This window comes from Actinomyces gaoshouyii (assembly GCF_002072175.1).
GTDB lineage: Bacteria > Actinomycetota > Actinomycetes > Actinomycetales > Actinomycetaceae > Actinomyces > Actinomyces gaoshouyii.
The window spans coordinates 42258-58716 of sequence record NZ_MVIV01000001.1 but is presented as its reverse complement, the minus strand read 5'-3'; the positions used below and the strand labels follow the sequence as shown (position 1 = coordinate 58716).

Sequence of the window (16459 nt, the reverse complement as noted above, 5' to 3'; positions counted from 1 at the left end):
GTCCCGCCCTCATGGGGCCCGGTGCTCGTAGGCTCGTCCCATACGGCTGGCCGAGCGCGGCCAGTGCCGCAACAGTGCGGTGACAGTACTGCGGCGGTCCCGCCACAGTACCGTCCCCATCACACCCGATTGAAATCAAAGGAGACCCCATGGCCAACGCCCCCGTGAACATCACGATCACCGGTGCCGCCGGCAACATCGGCTACGCCCTTCTCTTCCGCATCGCCTCCGGCACCCTCCTCGGCCCGGACCAGCGGGTCAACCTCCGCCTGCTCGAGATCCCCCCGGCCATCAAGGCCGCCGAGGGCACCGCCATGGAACTCTTCGACTCCGCCTTCCCGGCGCTGGGCTCCATCGATATCTTCGACGATGCGAAGCAGGCCTTCGAGGGCGCCAACATCGCCTTCCTCGTCGGCTCCATGCCCCGTAAGGCCGGTATGGAGCGCGCCGACCTGCTCAGCGCCAACGGCGGCATCTTCGGTCCCCAGGGCGAGGCGATCAACGCCGGCGCCGCGGACGACATCAAGGTCCTCGTCGTCGGCAACCCGGCCAACACCAATGCCCTCATCGCCGCCTCCCACGCCCCCGACGTCCCGGCCTCCCGCTTCACCGCGATGACCCGCCTGGACCACAACCGCGCCCTGGCCCAGCTCGCCATGAAGGCCGGCTGCCACGTCACCGACGTCGACAAGGTCACGGTCTGGGGCAACCACTCCACCACTCAGTACCCCGACCTCACCCAGGCCACCGTCAAGGGCCGGCCCGTCACGGACCTGCTCGCCGACCGCGTCTGGGTGGAGGAGGACTTCACCCCCACTGTCGCCAAGCGCGGTGCCGCCATCATCGACGCCCGTGGCGCCTCCTCGGCCGCCTCGGCCGCCTCGGCCGCGATCGACCACGTTCGCGACTGGTGCCTGGGCGTCAAGGGCTACTCCTGGACCTCCTCCTCGATCATGTCCGACGGCTCCTACGGCGTGCCCGAGGGACTCATCTCCTCCTTCCCCTGCACGTCCGAGAACGGCGAGTGGAAGATCGTCCAGGGCCTCGAGATCGACGAGTTCTCCCGCGCCAGGATCGACGCCTCCGCCGCCGAGCTCGCCTCCGAGAAGGAGGCCGTCGCCTCGATGAACCTCATCTGAGAGCTCAGTCGTCAGGAACCCTGACGGCGCTCGGGCCGGCCCCCTCATCCCTCGGCGAGACGATGAGGGGGCCGGGCGCGGACGGCATCCGACCGCGCCCGGCCGCCTTGGAACGCGGCGCGGCGCTGTGCTGGAATCAGGGACATGGCACGCCGCAGCTCCAAGCGGCCCTACGGGGCCGGGCACATCCCCCTCGACGTGGGGCGCCTCGCCTCCGTGCCGCGCAGCCAGACCGGACCGGGGGGAGCGGAGTTCACCGTCCGACATGTGCGCGGCGGCGCCAAGGACTACACCTGTCCGGGTTGCCATCGGCGCATCGTTCCCGGCACCCCGCATGTGGTGGCCTGGTCCAATGAGTCGCTCTTCGGGGCGGACCGCGGGTTGGAGGAGCGCCGGCACTGGCACACCTCCTGCTGGGAGCGCCGCCTCTGGTAGCCGCGGGTCCGTGCCGCGCAGCGCTCCTGATCCGGGGCAGGCGCGCGGACCAGCCTCAGACGAGGGGAGCGTCCGAGCGCTCCTCCCAGCCGGGCAGCAGACGGTCCAGGGCGAATCGCAGTGGCACGATATCGCCGTCGCGCCCGCCCTCCCCGATCGTCAGGGGCACGGGATCCGGGCTCGGGGAGACGCCGAGCAGTCTGTCCCTCAGCCCCAGTTGGCGGGTGAGGATGTAGAAGCGCCCCTCGACGTCGATCGCCACAGTCCTATCGGCGCGCAAGTACCAGCCCCTCAGCGGAGTGCGCGCGGTGCCGCCGCCATAGCCCTTGGCCCTCAGCGCCACCGGCTCCAGGCCCTCTGCGGAGGCGACGCCGAGGAAGGCCCGCACGATACGCTCCGCCCGGGCGGTCTCGGCTGAGCGGGCGGCCCGGAGCATCCGGGCCCTGCGGGCAGCGGCCTCGCGGCGCTGCGAGGCCCAGTCGGCCTCCTCGGGATCCTCCGGCGCCGCCGCTGGGGGATCCGCGTGCGCCGGGGCCGGGACGTCGTGGTCGGGGGATGGCTGGATGCCGGGCATAACCCAAGCCTAAAGCGAGTCGTCAATGAGGCCACCAGAGACTGTCGGATAGCGCACACTGGAAGCATGTCCGAACCAGCCCGACTGCGCATCCGTCTCGACTCGGGATCAGCGGCGCCCGTCTTCGAGCAGATCTGCGATGCCGTGCGCCGCGACATCGCCTTCGGCCGTCTCCCCGCCGGAACCAGGCTCCCGACGACGCGCGCCCTGGCGGCCGAGATCGACGTCGCCGTCAACACCGTGGCCAAGGCCTACCGCGAGCTGGAGCTCGAGGGCATCATCGAGGGGAGGGGACGGCAGGGCACCTTCGTCATCGATCCTTCTGGGACCGCCGCCGAGCACGAGGCCCTGCGCTGCGCCCACGCGCTGCGCGACCTCGGGGTGAGCCGTGAGAGGGCGCTCGATCTCCTGGCGCGCGCGTGGGGCCCCTGACGACTCAGGAGCCCCACGGCGCGACGTGACAATGGCGTCGGTGATGTTCGTGGCGCCCGTTCGGCGCGGGCGCCACGAGGCGGATCAGGACTTCTTCTTCGCCGTGACCTTCTTGGCGCCCTCCTCGGAGGACTGCTTGGCGGACGTCTCGGCCGCGGGCCCGGCGTCGGCCTCCTCGCCCTCAGCGTCCTGGGGGGACTGCGCCGTCTGAGCGGTGCCGGTGCCGCTGATCACCGGGGCGGGCGCGTGAGGGAGCGCGGAGTCGCCGAGGATTCCGCGCATGTCCTCCAGGTAGGCGGCGATCGAGTCGCGCTGGCGCTCCAGCTCTTCGATCTGGCGGTGCACCGCCGAGGTCTGGGCCTCGGCGTCGGCGCGGGCGTCCTCGAGGAGCTGCTCAGCCTGGTCGCGCGCCTCGCGCACGATCTCGTCGGCCTTGTTCGTGGCCTCCTCGTAGCGGGTGCGGGCCTCGGCGTCGGTGCGAGCGCGCACCTTCTCCGCGCGATCGAGGGCCTCCTGGAGACTCGCCTCCGCCTGAGCGGTCTGGGCCTGGGCCTCCTCGACCATCTGGCGGATCGACTCCTGGGTCTCCTGGTGGGCCTTGGAGTCCTCGGTCGCGGCGGCCTCGTGCTGCTCGGCGATCTCCAGGGCCGCCTGCTGGCGAAGCTCGGCCACCTCGGAACGGGCCGCCTCCGCCTCGGCCTTGGCGTTGCGAACGAGGGACTCCGCCTCGGCCTTGGCGTTGCGAACGAGGGACTCCGCCTCTGTGCGGGCCTTCTCCACGGTCAGATGCGCTTCCTCGCGCGAGGAGGTCAGTAGTGCCTCGGACTCCTCCGTGGAGGTCCGGCGCAGCTCCTCGGCGGCTGCCTCCGCCTCATCACGGGTGGCGGCGGCCTGCTGATCGGCGGCGACGGTGGTCTCCGTGGCCTGCTTGTTCGCCTGGGCGATGACGAGGGAGGCCTCGCGCTCGGCCGAGCTACGGGCCTCGGTGGCGGCGGTCTGCGCGTCCGTGGTCGCCTTGGCGGCGGTGCGCTCGGCTGCGGCCACCATCTCGTCGGCCCGGGCCTGGGCGTTGGCGAGCGTTGTCGCCGCTTCCGCCTGGGAACGGCTGGTGAGCTCGCTGGCCTCGCGGCGGGCGTCCGCGACAAGAGTGGCGGCCTCGGAGGAACTGCGCTCCTGCAGGCGCTTGGCATTGGTACGGGTGCGGGAGAGCAGGGCCTCGGCCTCGGCATTGGCCTTGGACATCACGGTGGCGGATTGCTCCTCGGCGCTGCGCAGCAGCTGCTCGATGCGCGATCCGAGGCCGGCGTAAGTCGGCTTGTCGGCCTCGCGCAGACGACGGCGCGCATCGGCCAGCTCACCGCTGAGCGTCATCGCTCGTTGGTCGAGATTGGCGACCTCGCGGCGCGCATCGGCCAGCTGCCGCACCAGGGACTCGATGCGCTGCTCGACCTGCGCGCGATCGTAGCCGCGCATCGTCACGGCGAACTCATGGGTCTCGTCGGACACGGTGTCTCCATCCTTATATGTGGGGCGGTGCCCCGGCTCAGGGACAAGGGTAGGGCTCCGGGCGGCTCGGTCGCGACCTCGGAATCCCTTAGGGTTTCCAGATTACTCTGCGATTGCTCTCAGATCACTCCCAGGGTTTCCGATGGTCGTCCGCTCAGGGCGCAGCGTTGTGTGATGTTCCCCAGGATGGTGGGAATCCGGTGCGCCGGCATGGGATTCTGGGCATCAATGCCCCGTTCCGCCCGGCGTCACGCCCGGGACGCGGGGGACCAAAAGCCGAGTCCGAGGAGTTCAGCGTCGTGAATCGACGACTCTTGAGCGCGATCGTCGCCGCTGCCGGCCTGATCGTCATCGCTCTGGCCGTCTGCTTCGCCACAGTGTGGCGTCCCAGTTCGACCATCGAAGCCACCCTTCCCGCGTCGCCCGAGCAGAACTACGTCGTCACCGCTCCCGGTGTGCTCAACCTGGTCGACTCATCGGTGACAATCAAGGCCACCGCCGCCGACGGCGCCTCGCCTGTCGTCATCGCCGTCGGCCACGAGGCGGACGCCAAGGCCTGGCTCGCCCAGGACCCGTACCTCTCGGTCACCGGCCTCACGGATGAGAAGACCCTCCAGGCCTCGCCCGTGACGGAGGCCTGCGACTCCTCGGGGGCCTGCTCCGCGGCGACGCCCTCCAATGCCGACCCCACATCCTCGGACCTGTGGAGCAACAAGGCCGACGGCACGGGCTCGGTATCGGCCGTCGTCAACGTCAGCTCCTCGGACATGGTCGCGCTCGTTGCCACGGACGGCTCGGGTCCCGCGCCGTCGGTGTCCCTGTCGTGGGAGCGGACGGTGTCCACGTGGTGGTTCATGCCCAGCCTGATCCTGGGCGGCCTGCTCATCCTCATCGGGGTGTTCGGCCTGCTTCTCGACTTCCAGAACCGCCGGGCGGAGGCTGAGCGCCGCAACCGCGCGGCCGAGCGGCAGGCCCGCCTCGATGCCGCCGATGGCGTGTCGACCGCCGCGGTGCCCAGCATCGAGGACCCGGACCGCCCGTTGACCCGCCGGGAGAAGCGGGACAAGGAGCGCGCCGAGCGACAGGGCGAGGAATGGGTGGACCCGCGCACCGGCCGCGTCTACGTCGGTGGCGTTGAGGTCCCCTCGATCCCCTCGTCCTCCGAGGCCCTCACCGCTCAGGGCGCCGGGGCGGCGAGCGCGGATACGAGCATCGGCGCGACCTCATACGATCCCTACGCCGGCATGTCCGCCTCGACGCCCCCCAGCAGCGGCGCGGCGGGCGCCCTCGATGGGGCGGGCCGGGGCGACTCGCGCCCGGACCAGGGCGATGGGATGACGGCGTATGACCGCCCCTGGGAGGGCGTCCCCGAGCGCTCATGGGAGAGTTCCAGCGAGGGCTCGTGGGATAGTCCCGCCGACCGCCCCTGGGAGAGCACGACGGCATCCCTGCGCCCGCTCGACCCCGCCCCAACGGCCACCGGTGATGACCAGGCCCCTGCCCTGCGGCCCTACGACGGCGCGCGCGAAGGCGATCGGGGATCGGGAGCCGGCCTCGCCGAGCCCGTGGATTACTTCGGAACCGCCTCCCGTGAGGGCGATGGCGCCCAGGCGCTGCGCCCGGCGCCCTCGATGATCCCGGGCTCCGCGCCCTACTTCCAGGTGGACGACCCGCGGGGCTCGAGCGCCTCGGAAGCACTGCCCGCGTCCCCGCCTGTTGATCTGCCCGCTTACAGGGCCGGCTCATCGGGTCCCTCCACGGAGGACCTGGGCGAGCTCGGACTCGGCAGGAGCACGGACGGCCAGGGCGCCGGTGGTGCCCGGGACGACAAGGAGACCATCTGATGACCACGCGCCGTTCCTTCCTCGGGGGCGTGACCGCCTCGGCCGTCGCCGCGACGCTCGCCGCCTGCGGGCAGGAAGTCACCACCACGCCCGTGGCCGCCACGGGCACGCCCAAGGCCTATTCGGCGCTCGACTCCGAGCGCCTGACCTCCATCCTGGAGCGCATCAAGGCGGGCCTGGTCCAGGCGGACACTGCCCGCACCGCCGACTCCCTCAACGGCTACCTGATGGGGCCCGCCGCCCGTGGCCGCGTGGAGCAGTACGCCCTGGCCTCGGCCCTGGGGGACGACACGCGAATCAGCCAGATCGTCCTTGACTCCGCGGCTGGCGCCGCCGGCCTGGCCGAGGGCTTCCCGCGCACCGCCGTCGTCGTGTCCCAGCAGCCCGAGGCGGCCAAGGCGCCCTGGATCATCGTGCTGTCGCAGGAGGACGCCAGGGACAACTTCGAGCTGTGGGCCTGGGGGCAGCTCTTCCCCGGCGCGCGCGTGCCCGGGACCCCGACCGCCGCAGCCGGGACGGAGGCCATCGTCGCGGACTCCACCGGGCTCGTCTTCACCCCCGCCGACGTCCTGGCCGCCTACGTCGATGCCCTCAACAACCCCTCGGGCGCCAACGCGACCACATTCGTCAATGACCAGGACCGCATCCGCGCGCAGGTCGCTACGGATCGGTCCATCAACGACCAGGTCTCCGCCGCGGGCACGGTCACGGTCACGGCGACGGCGGGCACCGATGGCTTCCGCGGCCTGCGGACCGCCGACGGCGGGGCCATCGTCATGACCACCCTCGGCTACACCACGCAGTTCAAGCGCACCGTCAAGGACGCCGGCTTCCAGGCCGGGCCGACGCTCGGCAAGATGCTGGGAGGCGATGACGCGGTCCGCGGCACTGTCACTGCTACCTACGACGCGATGATCGCCTTCTCGATCCCCGCCGAGGGGAGCTCGGAGGCTCCCGCCGCGCTGGGCGGATCCGTGGTCCTCGCGTCCGTGACCAGGGATGATTCAACGGCTCCCGCCTGACCCCCATCCCGATGCCCGGGGCGCGCGCATGGCGCCGCCCCGGGCACGCCCATTGACCAGTACCTGCCCGCGAACAGCGGGCCCGATTCAGGAAGGCCGCCTATGAGCATGTTCGGCGCCGTTGATCTGTCCTCCCTCGCCCCGCGCCCCACTGCGAGTCCCGAGCCGGGCGCCTCCGCTGCGGCGCAGGCCCCGTCAAGCGATCAGGCCGGGGGCATTCCCGCCCCCCTGATCGTCGACATCGACGCCCAGACCCTGGGCGATATCGTGGCGATCTCCTCGCAGGTTCCCGTCGTCATCATCTGCCACAGCCCTCGCAGCGAGGCCGCCGCCCAGGCCGTGACGATGCTGGGCCGCCTGGCCGAAGAGTACGCGGGCCGCTTCGAGCTCGCCCGCCTCGACGTCGACGCGGCGCCGGAGGCCGCCCAGGCCCTCGGAGTGCAGGCGATCCCCGCCTGCGTCGCCCTCCTCGCCGGCCAGCCCGTGCCCCTGGCCCAGGGAGCCGCCGGTGAGGAGCAGACCCGCGCTCTGCTCGACCAGCTCCTCCAGGTCGCCGCCGCCAACGGCGTGACGGGACGCCTCGCGCCGGGCGCCTCGGCCGAGGACGATCCCGAGGGGCCCGTGGAGACCGAGGTCGAGCGCCAGGCCCGCGAGGCCATCGAGAAGGGGGACTGGGCCAGCGCCGAGGCCGTCTACGACCACGCCATCGCCAACAGCCCCGCCGACGCCGACCTCAAGACCGCCCGCGCTCAGATTCGGATGCTCGCGCGCATGGACGGCCAGGACCCCGCCGCGCTGCTCGCCGCCGCCGACGCCGCCCCGGAGGATCTCGACGCCGCTCTGGCGGGGGCCGACGCTGCGCTCGCCGTGGGGGATGCCGAGGACTGCCTCGCCCGGGCGCTCGACGCCGTCGCCCGTCACGGCGGCGATGAGCGCGAGACCGCTCGCCTGCGTCTCCTGGAGCTCTTCGAGATCATCGGTGCCAGTGCCCCCGAGGTCCAGGTCGCCCGCCGACGCCTCGCGACGATTCTCTACTGACACGGACTCGACTGTCCGCCGGTATGCAGCGGGAGGCCCGCCGCCCCTCAGGCGCCCCTCGGGGTGGCGGGCCTCCCGCGCTCGGCCTCAGGCGATGGGCGTGGGGCTGATGCCCCAGACCTTCGCGTAGTCGCTGATGGTGCGGTCCGAGGAGAAGCGGCCTGAGCGGGTGATGTTGATCCAGGCGCGGCGCTGCCAGGCGCGCTGGTCGGCGTAGTCGGCGGCCATGCGGTCCTTGGCCTCGCGGTAGGCCGCGAAGTCGCCCAGGACGTAGTAGACGTCGGCCGGCTCGTAGGTGGCCTCGAAGATCGAGCGGCGCAGGTCCGCGAACCAGCCGGAGCCGTTGTCATCCAGGGTGCCGTCGATGAGGGCGTCGAGGACCCGCTTGAGGCCCGGGACGTTCTCGTAGTGCCAAGCCGGGTCGTAGCTCTCGCGCAGCGCGGGCAGCTCGTCCTCGGTGGCGCCGAAGATGTAGGCGTTCTGGGGGCCGACGGCGTCGAGGATCTCCACGTTCGCTCCGTCGAGCGTGCCCAGGGTGAGGGCGCCGTTCATCATGAACTTCATGTTGGACGTGCCCGAGGCCTCCTTGCCGGCCATCGAGATCTGCTCGGAGACGTCGGCGGCCGGGATGATGTGCTCGGCGGGGGAGACGTTGTAGTTGTGGACGAACACGACCTTGAGGGTCTTGGAGACCACCGGGTCGTTGTTGATGAGCTCGCCGATGGTGTTGATGAGCTTGATGATGCCCTTGGCGCGGATGTATCCGGGGGCGGCCTTCGCTCCGAAGATGAAGACGCGCGGAGGGACCGCGAGCGTGGGGTCCTCCTTCATCCGGAAGTACAGGTCGAGGATGTAGAAGGCGTTGAGCAGCTGGCGCTTGTACTCGTGCAGGCGCTTGATCTGCACGTCGAAGATCGCGTCGGGGTCGATCTCGATGCCCTCGCGCGCCTTGATCCAGTCGGCGAAGTCGGCCTTGTTGGCGCGCTTGACCTCGGCCAGACGGTCGAGGACGGCATCGGTGGCGGCGCCGTCGAAGTCCTGCAGGGCCGACAGGTCGCGGACCCAGGCGTCCGAGCCGGTGACCTCGTCCAGGAGAGCGGATAGGCGCGGGTTGCACTGGCGCAGCCAACGGCGCGGGGTGACGCCGTTGGTCTTGTTGTTGAAGCGCTCGGGCCAGATCGCGTACCACTCCTTGAGGGTGTCGCGCTTGAGGATCTCGGTGTGCAGGGCGGCGACGCCGTTGATGGAGTAGGAGGCGTAGCAGGCGATCCAGGCCATGTGGATGCGGCCACCGGAGATCGGGGCGATGTAGTCGATGGTCGCCGGGTCGATGCCGCGGGTGGCGAGGTCGGAGCGGAAGCGGCGGTCGATCTCGCGCACGATCTCCATGATGCGAGGGAAGAGCTTCTCGAAGATGGAGATCTCCCAGGTCTCCAGGGCCTCAGCGAGCACCGTGTGGTTGGTGTAGGCGAAGGTCGTCGAGACGACCTCCCAGGCCTCCTCCCAGCCCAGGTGGTGCTCATCGAGCAGGATGCGCATGAGTTCGGGGATGGCGAGCACCGGGTGGGTGTCGTTGAGCTGAATGGAGTTGAACTCGGCGAAGCCGGACAGGTCCGCGCCATGGTGGGCGACGTAGTTGTCGACGATCTCCTGCAGGGAGGCCGAGCAGAAGAAGTACTGCTGGCGCACCCGCAGCACCTTGCCCTCGTAGGTGGTGTCATTGGGATAGAGGACGCGGGAGATGTCCGCGGTGCGCTCGCGCTCGACGATCGCGTCGGTGAAGCGCTGGGAGTTGAAGGCCTCATAGTCGAACTCCTCGATCGACTCGGCCCTCCACAGGCGCAGGGTGCCCACGTTCCTCGTGCCGTAACCGGTGATCGGCATGTCGTAGGGCACGGCGCGCACGGTGAGATCGTTGTAGCGCACGATGCGGGCGCACTCCTCGCGGCGGATGATGAAGGGGTAGCCCTCCTCCATCCACGGGTCGGGGTGCTCGGTCTGGAAGCCGTCGGAGAAGAGCTGCTTGAACAAGCCGTAGCGGTAGAGGATGCCGTAGCCGGCCACGGGCAGGTCGAGGGTGGCGCAGGAGTCGAGGAAGCAGGCGGCCAGGCGGCCCAGGCCCCCGTTGCCCAGCGCGGCGTCGGGCTCCTGCTCGAGGATCTCGGACAGGTCCTGGCCGAAGGCGCCGACGGCCTCGCGGGCCTCGTCGACCAGCCCGAGGTTGGTCAGGTTGTTGAGCAGCGCCCGCCCCATGAGGAACTCCGCGGAGAAGTAGTGCTCCATCCGCCCCGCCCGGTAGGCGCGGGTGGTGGCGTACCAGTCGTCCGCGATGGCGTCGACGACGGCGGCGGACAGGCCCTGCCAGACCTCCATCGGGGTGGAGGCGTCAGCCGGATGACCGGAGACGGCGCGGATTTGAGAGGGAACCGTCGCCATCAGGTTCTTCGTCATAGTTCTTCCCTTGTCGGACATGAATTGGGATGGCTGCAAGTTGGTTGCAGAACTCGCTCAGATCGTACACGCAGCCGTGTCCCGTACCAGGGGGCTACGGAGTTCCCGGGGCCGGGAGGCCATACGATCGGCCTGATCATCGCGGCCGCCGCGCCAGGGGCGGGCCCGCATGGGCCCGCCCCTGGCGCGGCGCCGCATGATCCCCTCCCGGGGGCCTCTGACGATGGGCGCGACTCGCTCAGCCGCGGGCCGGGCGCAGGAAGACGGCCCCCATCGGGGGGATCCGCAGGCGCACTGAGGCTGGGCGGCCGTTCCACGGCAGCTCCTCGGCCTCGACATGGCCGAGGTTGCCCACTCCGGATCCGCCATAGATCTCGGAGTCGGTGTTGATGATCTCGTCCCAGCCTCCGGCGAAGGGCAGGCCCACCCGGTAGCCCTCGTGCGGGGTGCCGGCGAAGTTGACGATGCAGACCACCAGATCGCTGGCTCCGTCGGGGCCAGTGCCCTTGCGCAGGTAGGAGATGACGTTGTGATCGCCGTCGCCGGCCTCAATCCACTCGAAGCCGCGGTGGGAGAAGTCATCGGCCCACATGGCCGGGGAGGAGGTGTAGAAGTGGTTGAGGTCGGTCACCAGGCGCAGCAGGCCGGCGTGGCCCGGGTCGTCCAGAAGCCACCAGTCCAGGGAGTTGTCCGCGTTCCACTCGGCGCCCTGGCCGATCTCCTGGCCCATGAACAGCAGTTGCTTGCCGGGGTGCGACCACTGGTAGGCGTACAGGGCCCGCAGGCCTGCGAGCTCCTGCCAGGCGTCGCCGGGCATTCGGGAGAGCAGCGACCCCTTGCCATGGACGACCTCGTCATGGCTCAGCGGCAGGATGAACTGCTCGGAGAAGGCGTAGACGAGGGAGAAGGTCAGCTCGCCGTGGTGGTAGCGACGGTTGATCGGCAGCTCCTGCAGGTAGTGCAGGGTGTCGTTCATCCAGCCCATGTTCCACTTGAGCCCGAAGCCCAGGCCGCCGTGGTTCGTGGGGGCGGTGACGCCCGGCCAGGCGGTGGATTCCTCGGCCGCCATGATGATGCCGGGATTCTTCCGGTAGGCGGTGGCGGTGGCCTCCTGGAGGAAGCTGATGGCTTCCAGGTTCTCCCGCCCGCCGAACTGGTTGGGGGCCCACTGGCCGTCCTGGCGCGAGTAGTCCAGGTAGAGCATGGAGGCGACAGCGTCCACGCGCAGCCCGTCCACGTGGAACTCGCTGAGCCAGTACAGGGCGTTGGCCACGAGGAAGTTGCGGACCTCGTTGCGCCCGAAGTTGAACACGTAGGTTCCCCAGTCGGGGTGCTCGCCGCGGCGGGGGTCCGGGTCCTCGTACAGGGCTGTGCCATCGAAGTGGGCCAGGGCCCACTCGTCCTTGGGGAAGTGCGCCGGCACCCAGTCGAGGATGACGCCGATGCCGGCCTGGTGAAGCGCGTCGACGAGGTAGCGGAAGTCGTCGGGGGTGCCGAAGCGCGCGGTGGGCGCGTAGTAGCCGGAGACCTGGTATCCCCAGGAGCCGCCGAAGGGGTGCTCGGCCACGGGCATGAACTCCACGTGGGTGAAGCCGGCTTCCTTGACGTAGGCGACGAGCTGGTCGGCCAGGCCCCGGTAGCCCAGGCCCTGGCGCCACGAGCCGATATGGACTTCGTAGATGCTCATGGGTCCCGAGTGCGGGTCGGCGGTGCGGCGGCGCTCCATCCACTCCTCGTCGCCCCATTCGTGGACGGCGGTGGTGACCACGGAGGCGGTGGCCGGGGGGACCTCGGTGGCGCGGGCCATCGGGTCCGCCTTCTGATGCCAGGAGCCGTCGGCGAAGCAGATCTCGAACTTGTAGCGCGCTCCCACCCCGACGCCCGGGATGAACAGCTCCCACACGCCGGAGGACCCCAGTGAGCGCATGGCCGAGGCGGTGCCGTCCCAGTAGTTGAAGTCACCGACGACGCGCACGGCCCGCGCATTGGGGGCCCATACGGCGAAGGCGGTGCCGTCGACGCCGCCCATGGGGCCCTCGTAGTGCTTGATATGGGCGCCGAGCACCTCCCACAGCTCCTCATGACGGCCCTCGGAGATGAGGTAGGTATCCATCTCGCCCAGGGTGGGCAGGAAGCGGTACGGGTCGTCGACCCGGGAGGTCTCCTCGCCGTAGGTGACGTCGATGCGGTAGTCCGGGACCGAGTCCCCGGGGACGACGGCGACCCAGACTCCATCCTGCTCGTGTGTTGCGGGGAACTCGCCCGCGGAGGTGACCACGGAGACGGAGTCGGCGAGGTGGCGCACGGTGCGCACGGTGATGCCGTCGGCGCCGACGTGGGCGCCGAGGACCTCATGCGGGTTGTGGTAGCGCGCGTAGGCGACATCCGCGAGGATCCAGGGCTCGACCTCAACAGGGGAGGGGGAGCCGGTCTCGGCATTGGGGATGGGGGACTGCGAGGGGGACCCTGAGGGTGTGGCATCGGTCATGATCGTGATTCTTCCATGGTGGGGCGGGCTGATGCGAGGAAATGCGGACCCTGGTTGCGTCGGATGAGGGAGCGGGGAGGCGGATGGGGGTGATCAGGCTCCCGCCGGGCTGCGGGAGGCGCTTTCATCAGCGCTGCGAGCAGCGACGATGCCGGCCAGGCCCCGCAGCGGGATCGCCATCCAGTCCGGGCGGTTGCGGGCCTCGTACACGGCCTCGTACAGAGCTTTGTCGAGTTCGAGGGCGGCCAGGAGGACGGACTGCCGCCGGTCCTCCTCCGCGCCGGCCCCATCCCCGGGCACGACGGCGCTCTCGGCGCGGTAGCCGTTCAGGAAGGCCGCGCGGACGGCCGCGAGCCAGTCACTGCCGGCGGTGCCGCCATCACCGCTGGAACCCCGCGCGCCGGCGGTGCCGCTCGCCCCGCCGACCGCCCAGGCGTAGTCGAAGGAGCGCAGCATCCCGGCCACGTCCCGCGCCGGCTGGTCAGGGCGGGAGCGCTCGGCCAGGGGGCGCAGCGGCTCCCCCTCGAAATCCAGGACGTACCAGCGCTCAGCGCCGCCGATCTCATGGAGCACCTGGCCCAGGTGGTAGTCGCCGTGGACCCGGCAGGCGGGCTCGAGAACGGGCAGGGAGGCCAACTCGGCCAGGAGGGCGTCGACGGCGGCGCCCAGACCGGGGACCTCCTCGGTCAGGGCCGGGACCTCCCGCATGGCCCAGTCGGCCCGCTCGCGCAGAGTGCGGGCCAGCGCCTCCGGCGCCTGCGGGGGCACCTCGCCCAATGAAGCGCGCAGATGGGCGTGCATCTGCGCGGTGGTCGCCCCCAGGTCCGCCGCCAGGGCCAGGGCGCGCTCGCGGGCGGGCCCGGAGCCGTCGTCGGCGGCCAGCGAGCAGAACAGCTCGAAGCCGTCGTCGGCCCTGGGGATGAAGGCGCAGGCCACGGCCGTGTCCATCGAGGGGGCGCCCGCCGTGTCAGGCCCGGGAGCCGCGACGACGGACCAGGCCACGGGCATGCGCACGCGGTCCCAGCCGTCGCGCGCGAGGGCCACGGGGACCTCCACGTCCGGGTTGCGGCCGGGGGCGAGCACGCGGAAGAGCTTGACGATGAGGTCGCCGGTGGAGGCGTCCTCCGCACCACCCGCCTGCTCGGGGGAGGCGGGCGCGGGCATGATGACGCTCGTGTTCGACTGCTCGCCGGTGGTCACGCGCAGCCGCTCGGCGCGCTGGGCGATCGCGGCGGCGCCCTCGGAGTCGAGCACGGTCCCCGCCGCTGCGGCGGCCTCGGCCCAGGCCCGCCAGAAGGCGGGGTGGTGGGCGCCATCGATGAGAGCCAGCTCGCGGCCCTGGGAATCGGTCATGAGCAGGCCCGCGGCCCCGGGGGCGCCGCCGTTGACGGTGCAGCGCGCCAGATCCTCGGGCTCGCCCAGCACGAGTGGCACATGGATGAGCACCTCGGCGGAACGGCCGCCGGCATCGCCTCGCGGCGCGGCGATGATGAGGTCGCGCGCGCCGGGCGCCAGATCGACGCTGTGGGCCAGCCGCAGCACCGACGGCGTGGCGCCGCCCTTGAGGGGGAACCAGCGGCGCGCCAGCATCCAGGGCAGCAGCGCCCCCAGGAGGTCGTCATCCGAGGGCCACTGCGCGGGGCGGGCATCGCTCATCGCGATTCTCCTGTTCCATTGCCGTGTCCCGGCCTCGGGTCGGCGCCCTTTCCATCCTCATGATCGCCGCGGTCGTCGCGACCCCCGCCGCCCTCGCGGTCGCCCTGGCGGGGCAGGACCTCGAGCCAGTAGTAGCCCAGGCCGCCGAGAGTCAGGCGCAGGGCGCCATCGGCCCCAATGGGCGGGAAGGGGGTCCCGCCGAAGATGTCCCGCGTGCCCCGGCCGGCGAGCTCGGGGACGCTGATGCTCACCGCCCGTGGGGCGGCGGCCAGGTTGGCCACGCAGATGAGGATGGCGCCGTCCTCGTCGCCCGGCGCTCCGTCCTGGCCGCGTGTGTGCGCCAGGACCGCGGGGTCGGAGGCCTCTCGCAGGGCGAAGCTGCCGCGGCCCAGCACCGGGTGGGCACGGCGCAGGTGCAGGATGCGCCGGGTGAAGTGGAGGAGGGAGTCGGGCCTGCCCATCTCGGTGGACACGGTCAGGTGCGCGTAGCCGGGCGTCTGGATCACCGGGAGGGTGAGGGCGCCGGGGTCCACCACCGCGGAGAAGCCCATGTTGGGGGAGTCGTCCCACTGCATGGGGGTGCGCACGGCGTCGCGGTCCTCCAGCCAGATGTTCTCCCCCATGCCGATCTCGTCGCCGTAGTAGAGGCAGGGGCTGCCCGGCAGGCTCAGCAGGAGGGCCAGGGCGAGCTCGGTCTCCGCGCGGGAGGCGTCCAGGAGGGGGGACAGGCGGCGCCGGATGCCGATGTTGGCGCGCATCCGCTCCTCGGGCGCGTACCAGGCGTACATGCGTGCGCGCTCCTCCTCGGTGACCATCTCGAGGGTGAGCTCGTCGTGGTTGCGCAGGAAGGTGCCCCACTGGCCGTGGGAGGGGATGTCAGGGGTGCGCTCGAGCACCCAGCGGATCGCCTCGGCCGAGCCTGCGCGCAGGGCGTAGTAGATGCGCGGCATCACGGGGAAGTGGAAGCACATGGTGCACTCGGGGGCCTCGGCGGTGCCGAAGTACTCCACGACTTCGTGGGGCCACTGGTTGGCCTCGGCGATGGTGATGGTTCCGGGGAACTCGCGGTCGAGCATCGCCCGGATGCCCGCGATGATCGAGTGCGTGGCGGGGAGGTTCTCGCAGTTGGTGCCCTCGGCCTCGGCGAGATAGGGGATCGCGTCGAGGCGGAACCCGTCCACTCCTGTGCGGGCCCAGAAGCGCACGACGTCGTGCACGGCCTCCACCACGGCGGGGTTGTCGTAGTTGAGGTCGGGCTGGTGGGAGAAGAAGCGGTGCCAGTAGAACTGGCCGCGCTCGACGTCGTAGGCCCAGTTCGACTCCTCCGTGTCCACGAAGATGATGCGCGTGTCCGGGTACCCGGAGTCGTCGTCGCGCCACACGTAGAAGTCCCCGTAGGGCCCCTCGGGATCGCTCCTGGAGGCCTGGAACCAGGGGTGGGCGTCCGAGGTGTGGTTGAGGACCATGTCGATGACGATCCTCATACCGCGCTGGTGCGCCTGGTGGACCAGCTCGCGGAAGTCCTCCATGGTGCCGTAGCGCGGGTCGATGGCGGTGTAGTCGGAGATGTCGTAGCCGCCGTCGCGCATGGGGGAGGGGTAGAAGGGCGGGATCCAGATGCAGTCCACGCCCAGCCATGCCAAGTAGTCCAGTCGGGTGATGAGGCCGGGGATGTCCCCGACGCCGTCGCCGTCGGAATCCGCGAAGGAGCGCAGGAGGGCCTCGTAGAACACTGCTGTGCGGAACCAGTCGGGGTCGGCGTCCAGGCCGGGGCGCGGCTGCTCGGGCAGCACCGGCACGCCCGGAACGGGCGGGACCACTGTCATCGGCGCGGCCCCAGGGGCGGGCACGGGTGCCGTCATCGGGGTCGGGCC

12 protein-coding genes are annotated in these 16459 nt (G+C 71.0%); 6 read left to right on the top strand and 6 right to left on the bottom strand.

Translation table 11 applies throughout. The features are described 5' to 3' along the window. Window positions 1-149 precede the first annotated feature (149 nt). Window positions 150-1139, top strand: coding sequence for a malate dehydrogenase (locus B1H50_RS00210; RefSeq protein ID WP_080461800.1), 990 nt, complete (start codon window positions 150-152; stop codon window positions 1137-1139). 144 nt (window positions 1140-1283) lie between these two features. Continuing rightward, complete coding sequence (locus tag B1H50_RS00205; RefSeq protein ID WP_080461799.1) at window positions 1284-1574, top strand: hypothetical protein; 291 nt, start codon at window positions 1284-1286, stop codon at window positions 1572-1574. Between the two features lie 55 nt (window positions 1575-1629). On the opposite strand, the gene B1H50_RS00200 is transcribed toward B1H50_RS00205, so the two are convergent. Next, window positions 1630-2148 (bottom strand): hypothetical protein, encoded by a 519-nt coding sequence (locus B1H50_RS00200; RefSeq protein WP_080461798.1) that lies wholly within the window; start codon window positions 2146-2148, stop codon window positions 1630-1632. 66 nt (window positions 2149-2214) lie between these two features. On the opposite strand from B1H50_RS00200, the gene B1H50_RS00195 reads away from it, so the two are divergent. Further along, the gene (locus tag B1H50_RS00195) at window positions 2215-2580 is read left to right on the top strand and encodes a GntR family transcriptional regulator (protein ID WP_080461797.1); all 366 of its coding nucleotides are present in this window, start codon (window positions 2215-2217) and stop codon (window positions 2578-2580) included. A gap of 84 nt (window positions 2581-2664) precedes the next feature. On the opposite strand, the gene B1H50_RS00190 is transcribed toward B1H50_RS00195, so the two are convergent. Further along, the gene (locus B1H50_RS00190; protein WP_080461796.1) at window positions 2665-4086 is read right to left on the bottom strand and encodes a DivIVA domain-containing protein; all 1422 of its coding nucleotides are present in this window, start codon (window positions 4084-4086) and stop codon (window positions 2665-2667) included. A 299-nt stretch (window positions 4087-4385) separates the two neighbouring features. Between B1H50_RS00190 and B1H50_RS00185 the strand changes: the two genes are divergently transcribed. The 3 genes from B1H50_RS00185 (at window position 4386) to B1H50_RS00175 (ending at window position 7990) form a co-directional block, all read left to right on the top strand. Beyond that, entirely contained in the window at window positions 4386-5930 is a 1545-nt protein-coding gene (locus B1H50_RS00185; protein WP_125898898.1) for a hypothetical protein, read from the top strand. Then, a complete protein-coding gene (locus tag B1H50_RS00180) occupies window positions 5930-6952 on the top strand; it encodes a twin-arginine translocation signal domain-containing protein (protein ID WP_080461794.1) in 1023 nt (340 codons plus the stop codon). Before B1H50_RS00185 ends, B1H50_RS00180 begins: the two co-directional genes overlap by 1 nt. Window positions 6953-7054: 102 nt before the next feature. After that, on the top strand, window positions 7055-7990 hold the full coding sequence (locus B1H50_RS00175; RefSeq protein WP_188640686.1) for a tetratricopeptide repeat protein: 936 nt from the start codon (window positions 7055-7057) through the stop codon (window positions 7988-7990). An 87-nt stretch (window positions 7991-8077) separates the two neighbouring features. Here B1H50_RS00175 and B1H50_RS00170 read toward each other — a convergent pair whose 3' ends face one another. The 4 genes from B1H50_RS00170 to treS all read right to left on the bottom strand — a co-directional run bounded on the left by B1H50_RS00170 (window position 8078) and on the right by treS (window position 16447). Next, window positions 8078-10441, bottom strand: a complete 2364-nt coding sequence (locus B1H50_RS00170) for a glycogen/starch/alpha-glucan phosphorylase (RefSeq protein ID WP_080461793.1) — start codon at window positions 10439-10441, stop codon at window positions 8078-8080. A 238-nt stretch (window positions 10442-10679) separates the two neighbouring features. Continuing rightward, complete coding sequence (gene glgB / locus B1H50_RS00165) at window positions 10680-12929, bottom strand: 1,4-alpha-glucan branching protein GlgB (RefSeq protein ID WP_229657888.1); 2250 nt, start codon at window positions 12927-12929, stop codon at window positions 10680-10682. A 93-nt stretch (window positions 12930-13022) separates the two neighbouring features. Continuing rightward, on the bottom strand, window positions 13023-14585 hold the full coding sequence (locus B1H50_RS00160; RefSeq protein WP_080461792.1) for a phosphotransferase: 1563 nt from the start codon (window positions 14583-14585) through the stop codon (window positions 13023-13025). Beyond that, window positions 14582-16447 carry a maltose alpha-D-glucosyltransferase gene (gene treS, locus B1H50_RS00155; protein ID WP_373284815.1) on the bottom strand — a complete coding sequence of 622 codons (1866 nt, stop codon included), beginning with the start codon at window positions 16445-16447 and terminating at the stop codon, window positions 14582-14584. The genes B1H50_RS00160 and treS overlap by 4 nt, the downstream gene beginning before the upstream one ends. Between the last annotated feature and the right edge of the window lie 12 nt (window positions 16448-16459).

Excerpts from the sequence above, each read along its gene's own strand:
- B1H50_RS00160 (WP_080461792.1), bottom strand. The coding sequence starts at position 14,585 with ATGAGCGATGCCCGCCCCGCGCAGTGGCCCTCGGATGACGACCTCCTG.
- B1H50_RS00170 (WP_080461793.1), bottom strand. The coding sequence starts at position 10,441 with ATGACGAAGAACCTGATGGCGACGGTTCCCTCTCAAATCCGCGCCGTC.
- B1H50_RS00180 (WP_080461794.1), top strand. The coding sequence starts at position 5,930 with ATGACCACGCGCCGTTCCTTCCTCGGGGGCGTGACCGCCTCGGCCGTC.
- B1H50_RS00195 (WP_080461797.1), top strand. The coding sequence starts at position 2,215 with ATGTCCGAACCAGCCCGACTGCGCATCCGTCTCGACTCGGGATCAGCG.
- B1H50_RS00200 (WP_080461798.1), bottom strand. The coding sequence starts at position 2,148 with ATGCCCGGCATCCAGCCATCCCCCGACCACGACGTCCCGGCCCCGGCG.
- glgB (WP_229657888.1), bottom strand. The coding sequence starts at position 12,929 with ATGACCGATGCCACACCCTCAGGGTCCCCCTCGCAGTCCCCCATCCCC.
- treS (WP_373284815.1), bottom strand. The coding sequence starts at position 16,447 with ATGACGGCACCCGTGCCCGCCCCTGGGGCCGCGCCGATGACAGTGGTC.
- B1H50_RS00205 (WP_080461799.1), top strand. The coding sequence starts at position 1,284 with ATGGCACGCCGCAGCTCCAAGCGGCCCTACGGGGCCGGGCACATCCCC.
- B1H50_RS00210 (WP_080461800.1), top strand. The coding sequence starts at position 150 with ATGGCCAACGCCCCCGTGAACATCACGATCACCGGTGCCGCCGGCAAC.
- B1H50_RS00175 (WP_188640686.1), top strand. The coding sequence starts at position 7,055 with ATGAGCATGTTCGGCGCCGTTGATCTGTCCTCCCTCGCCCCGCGCCCC.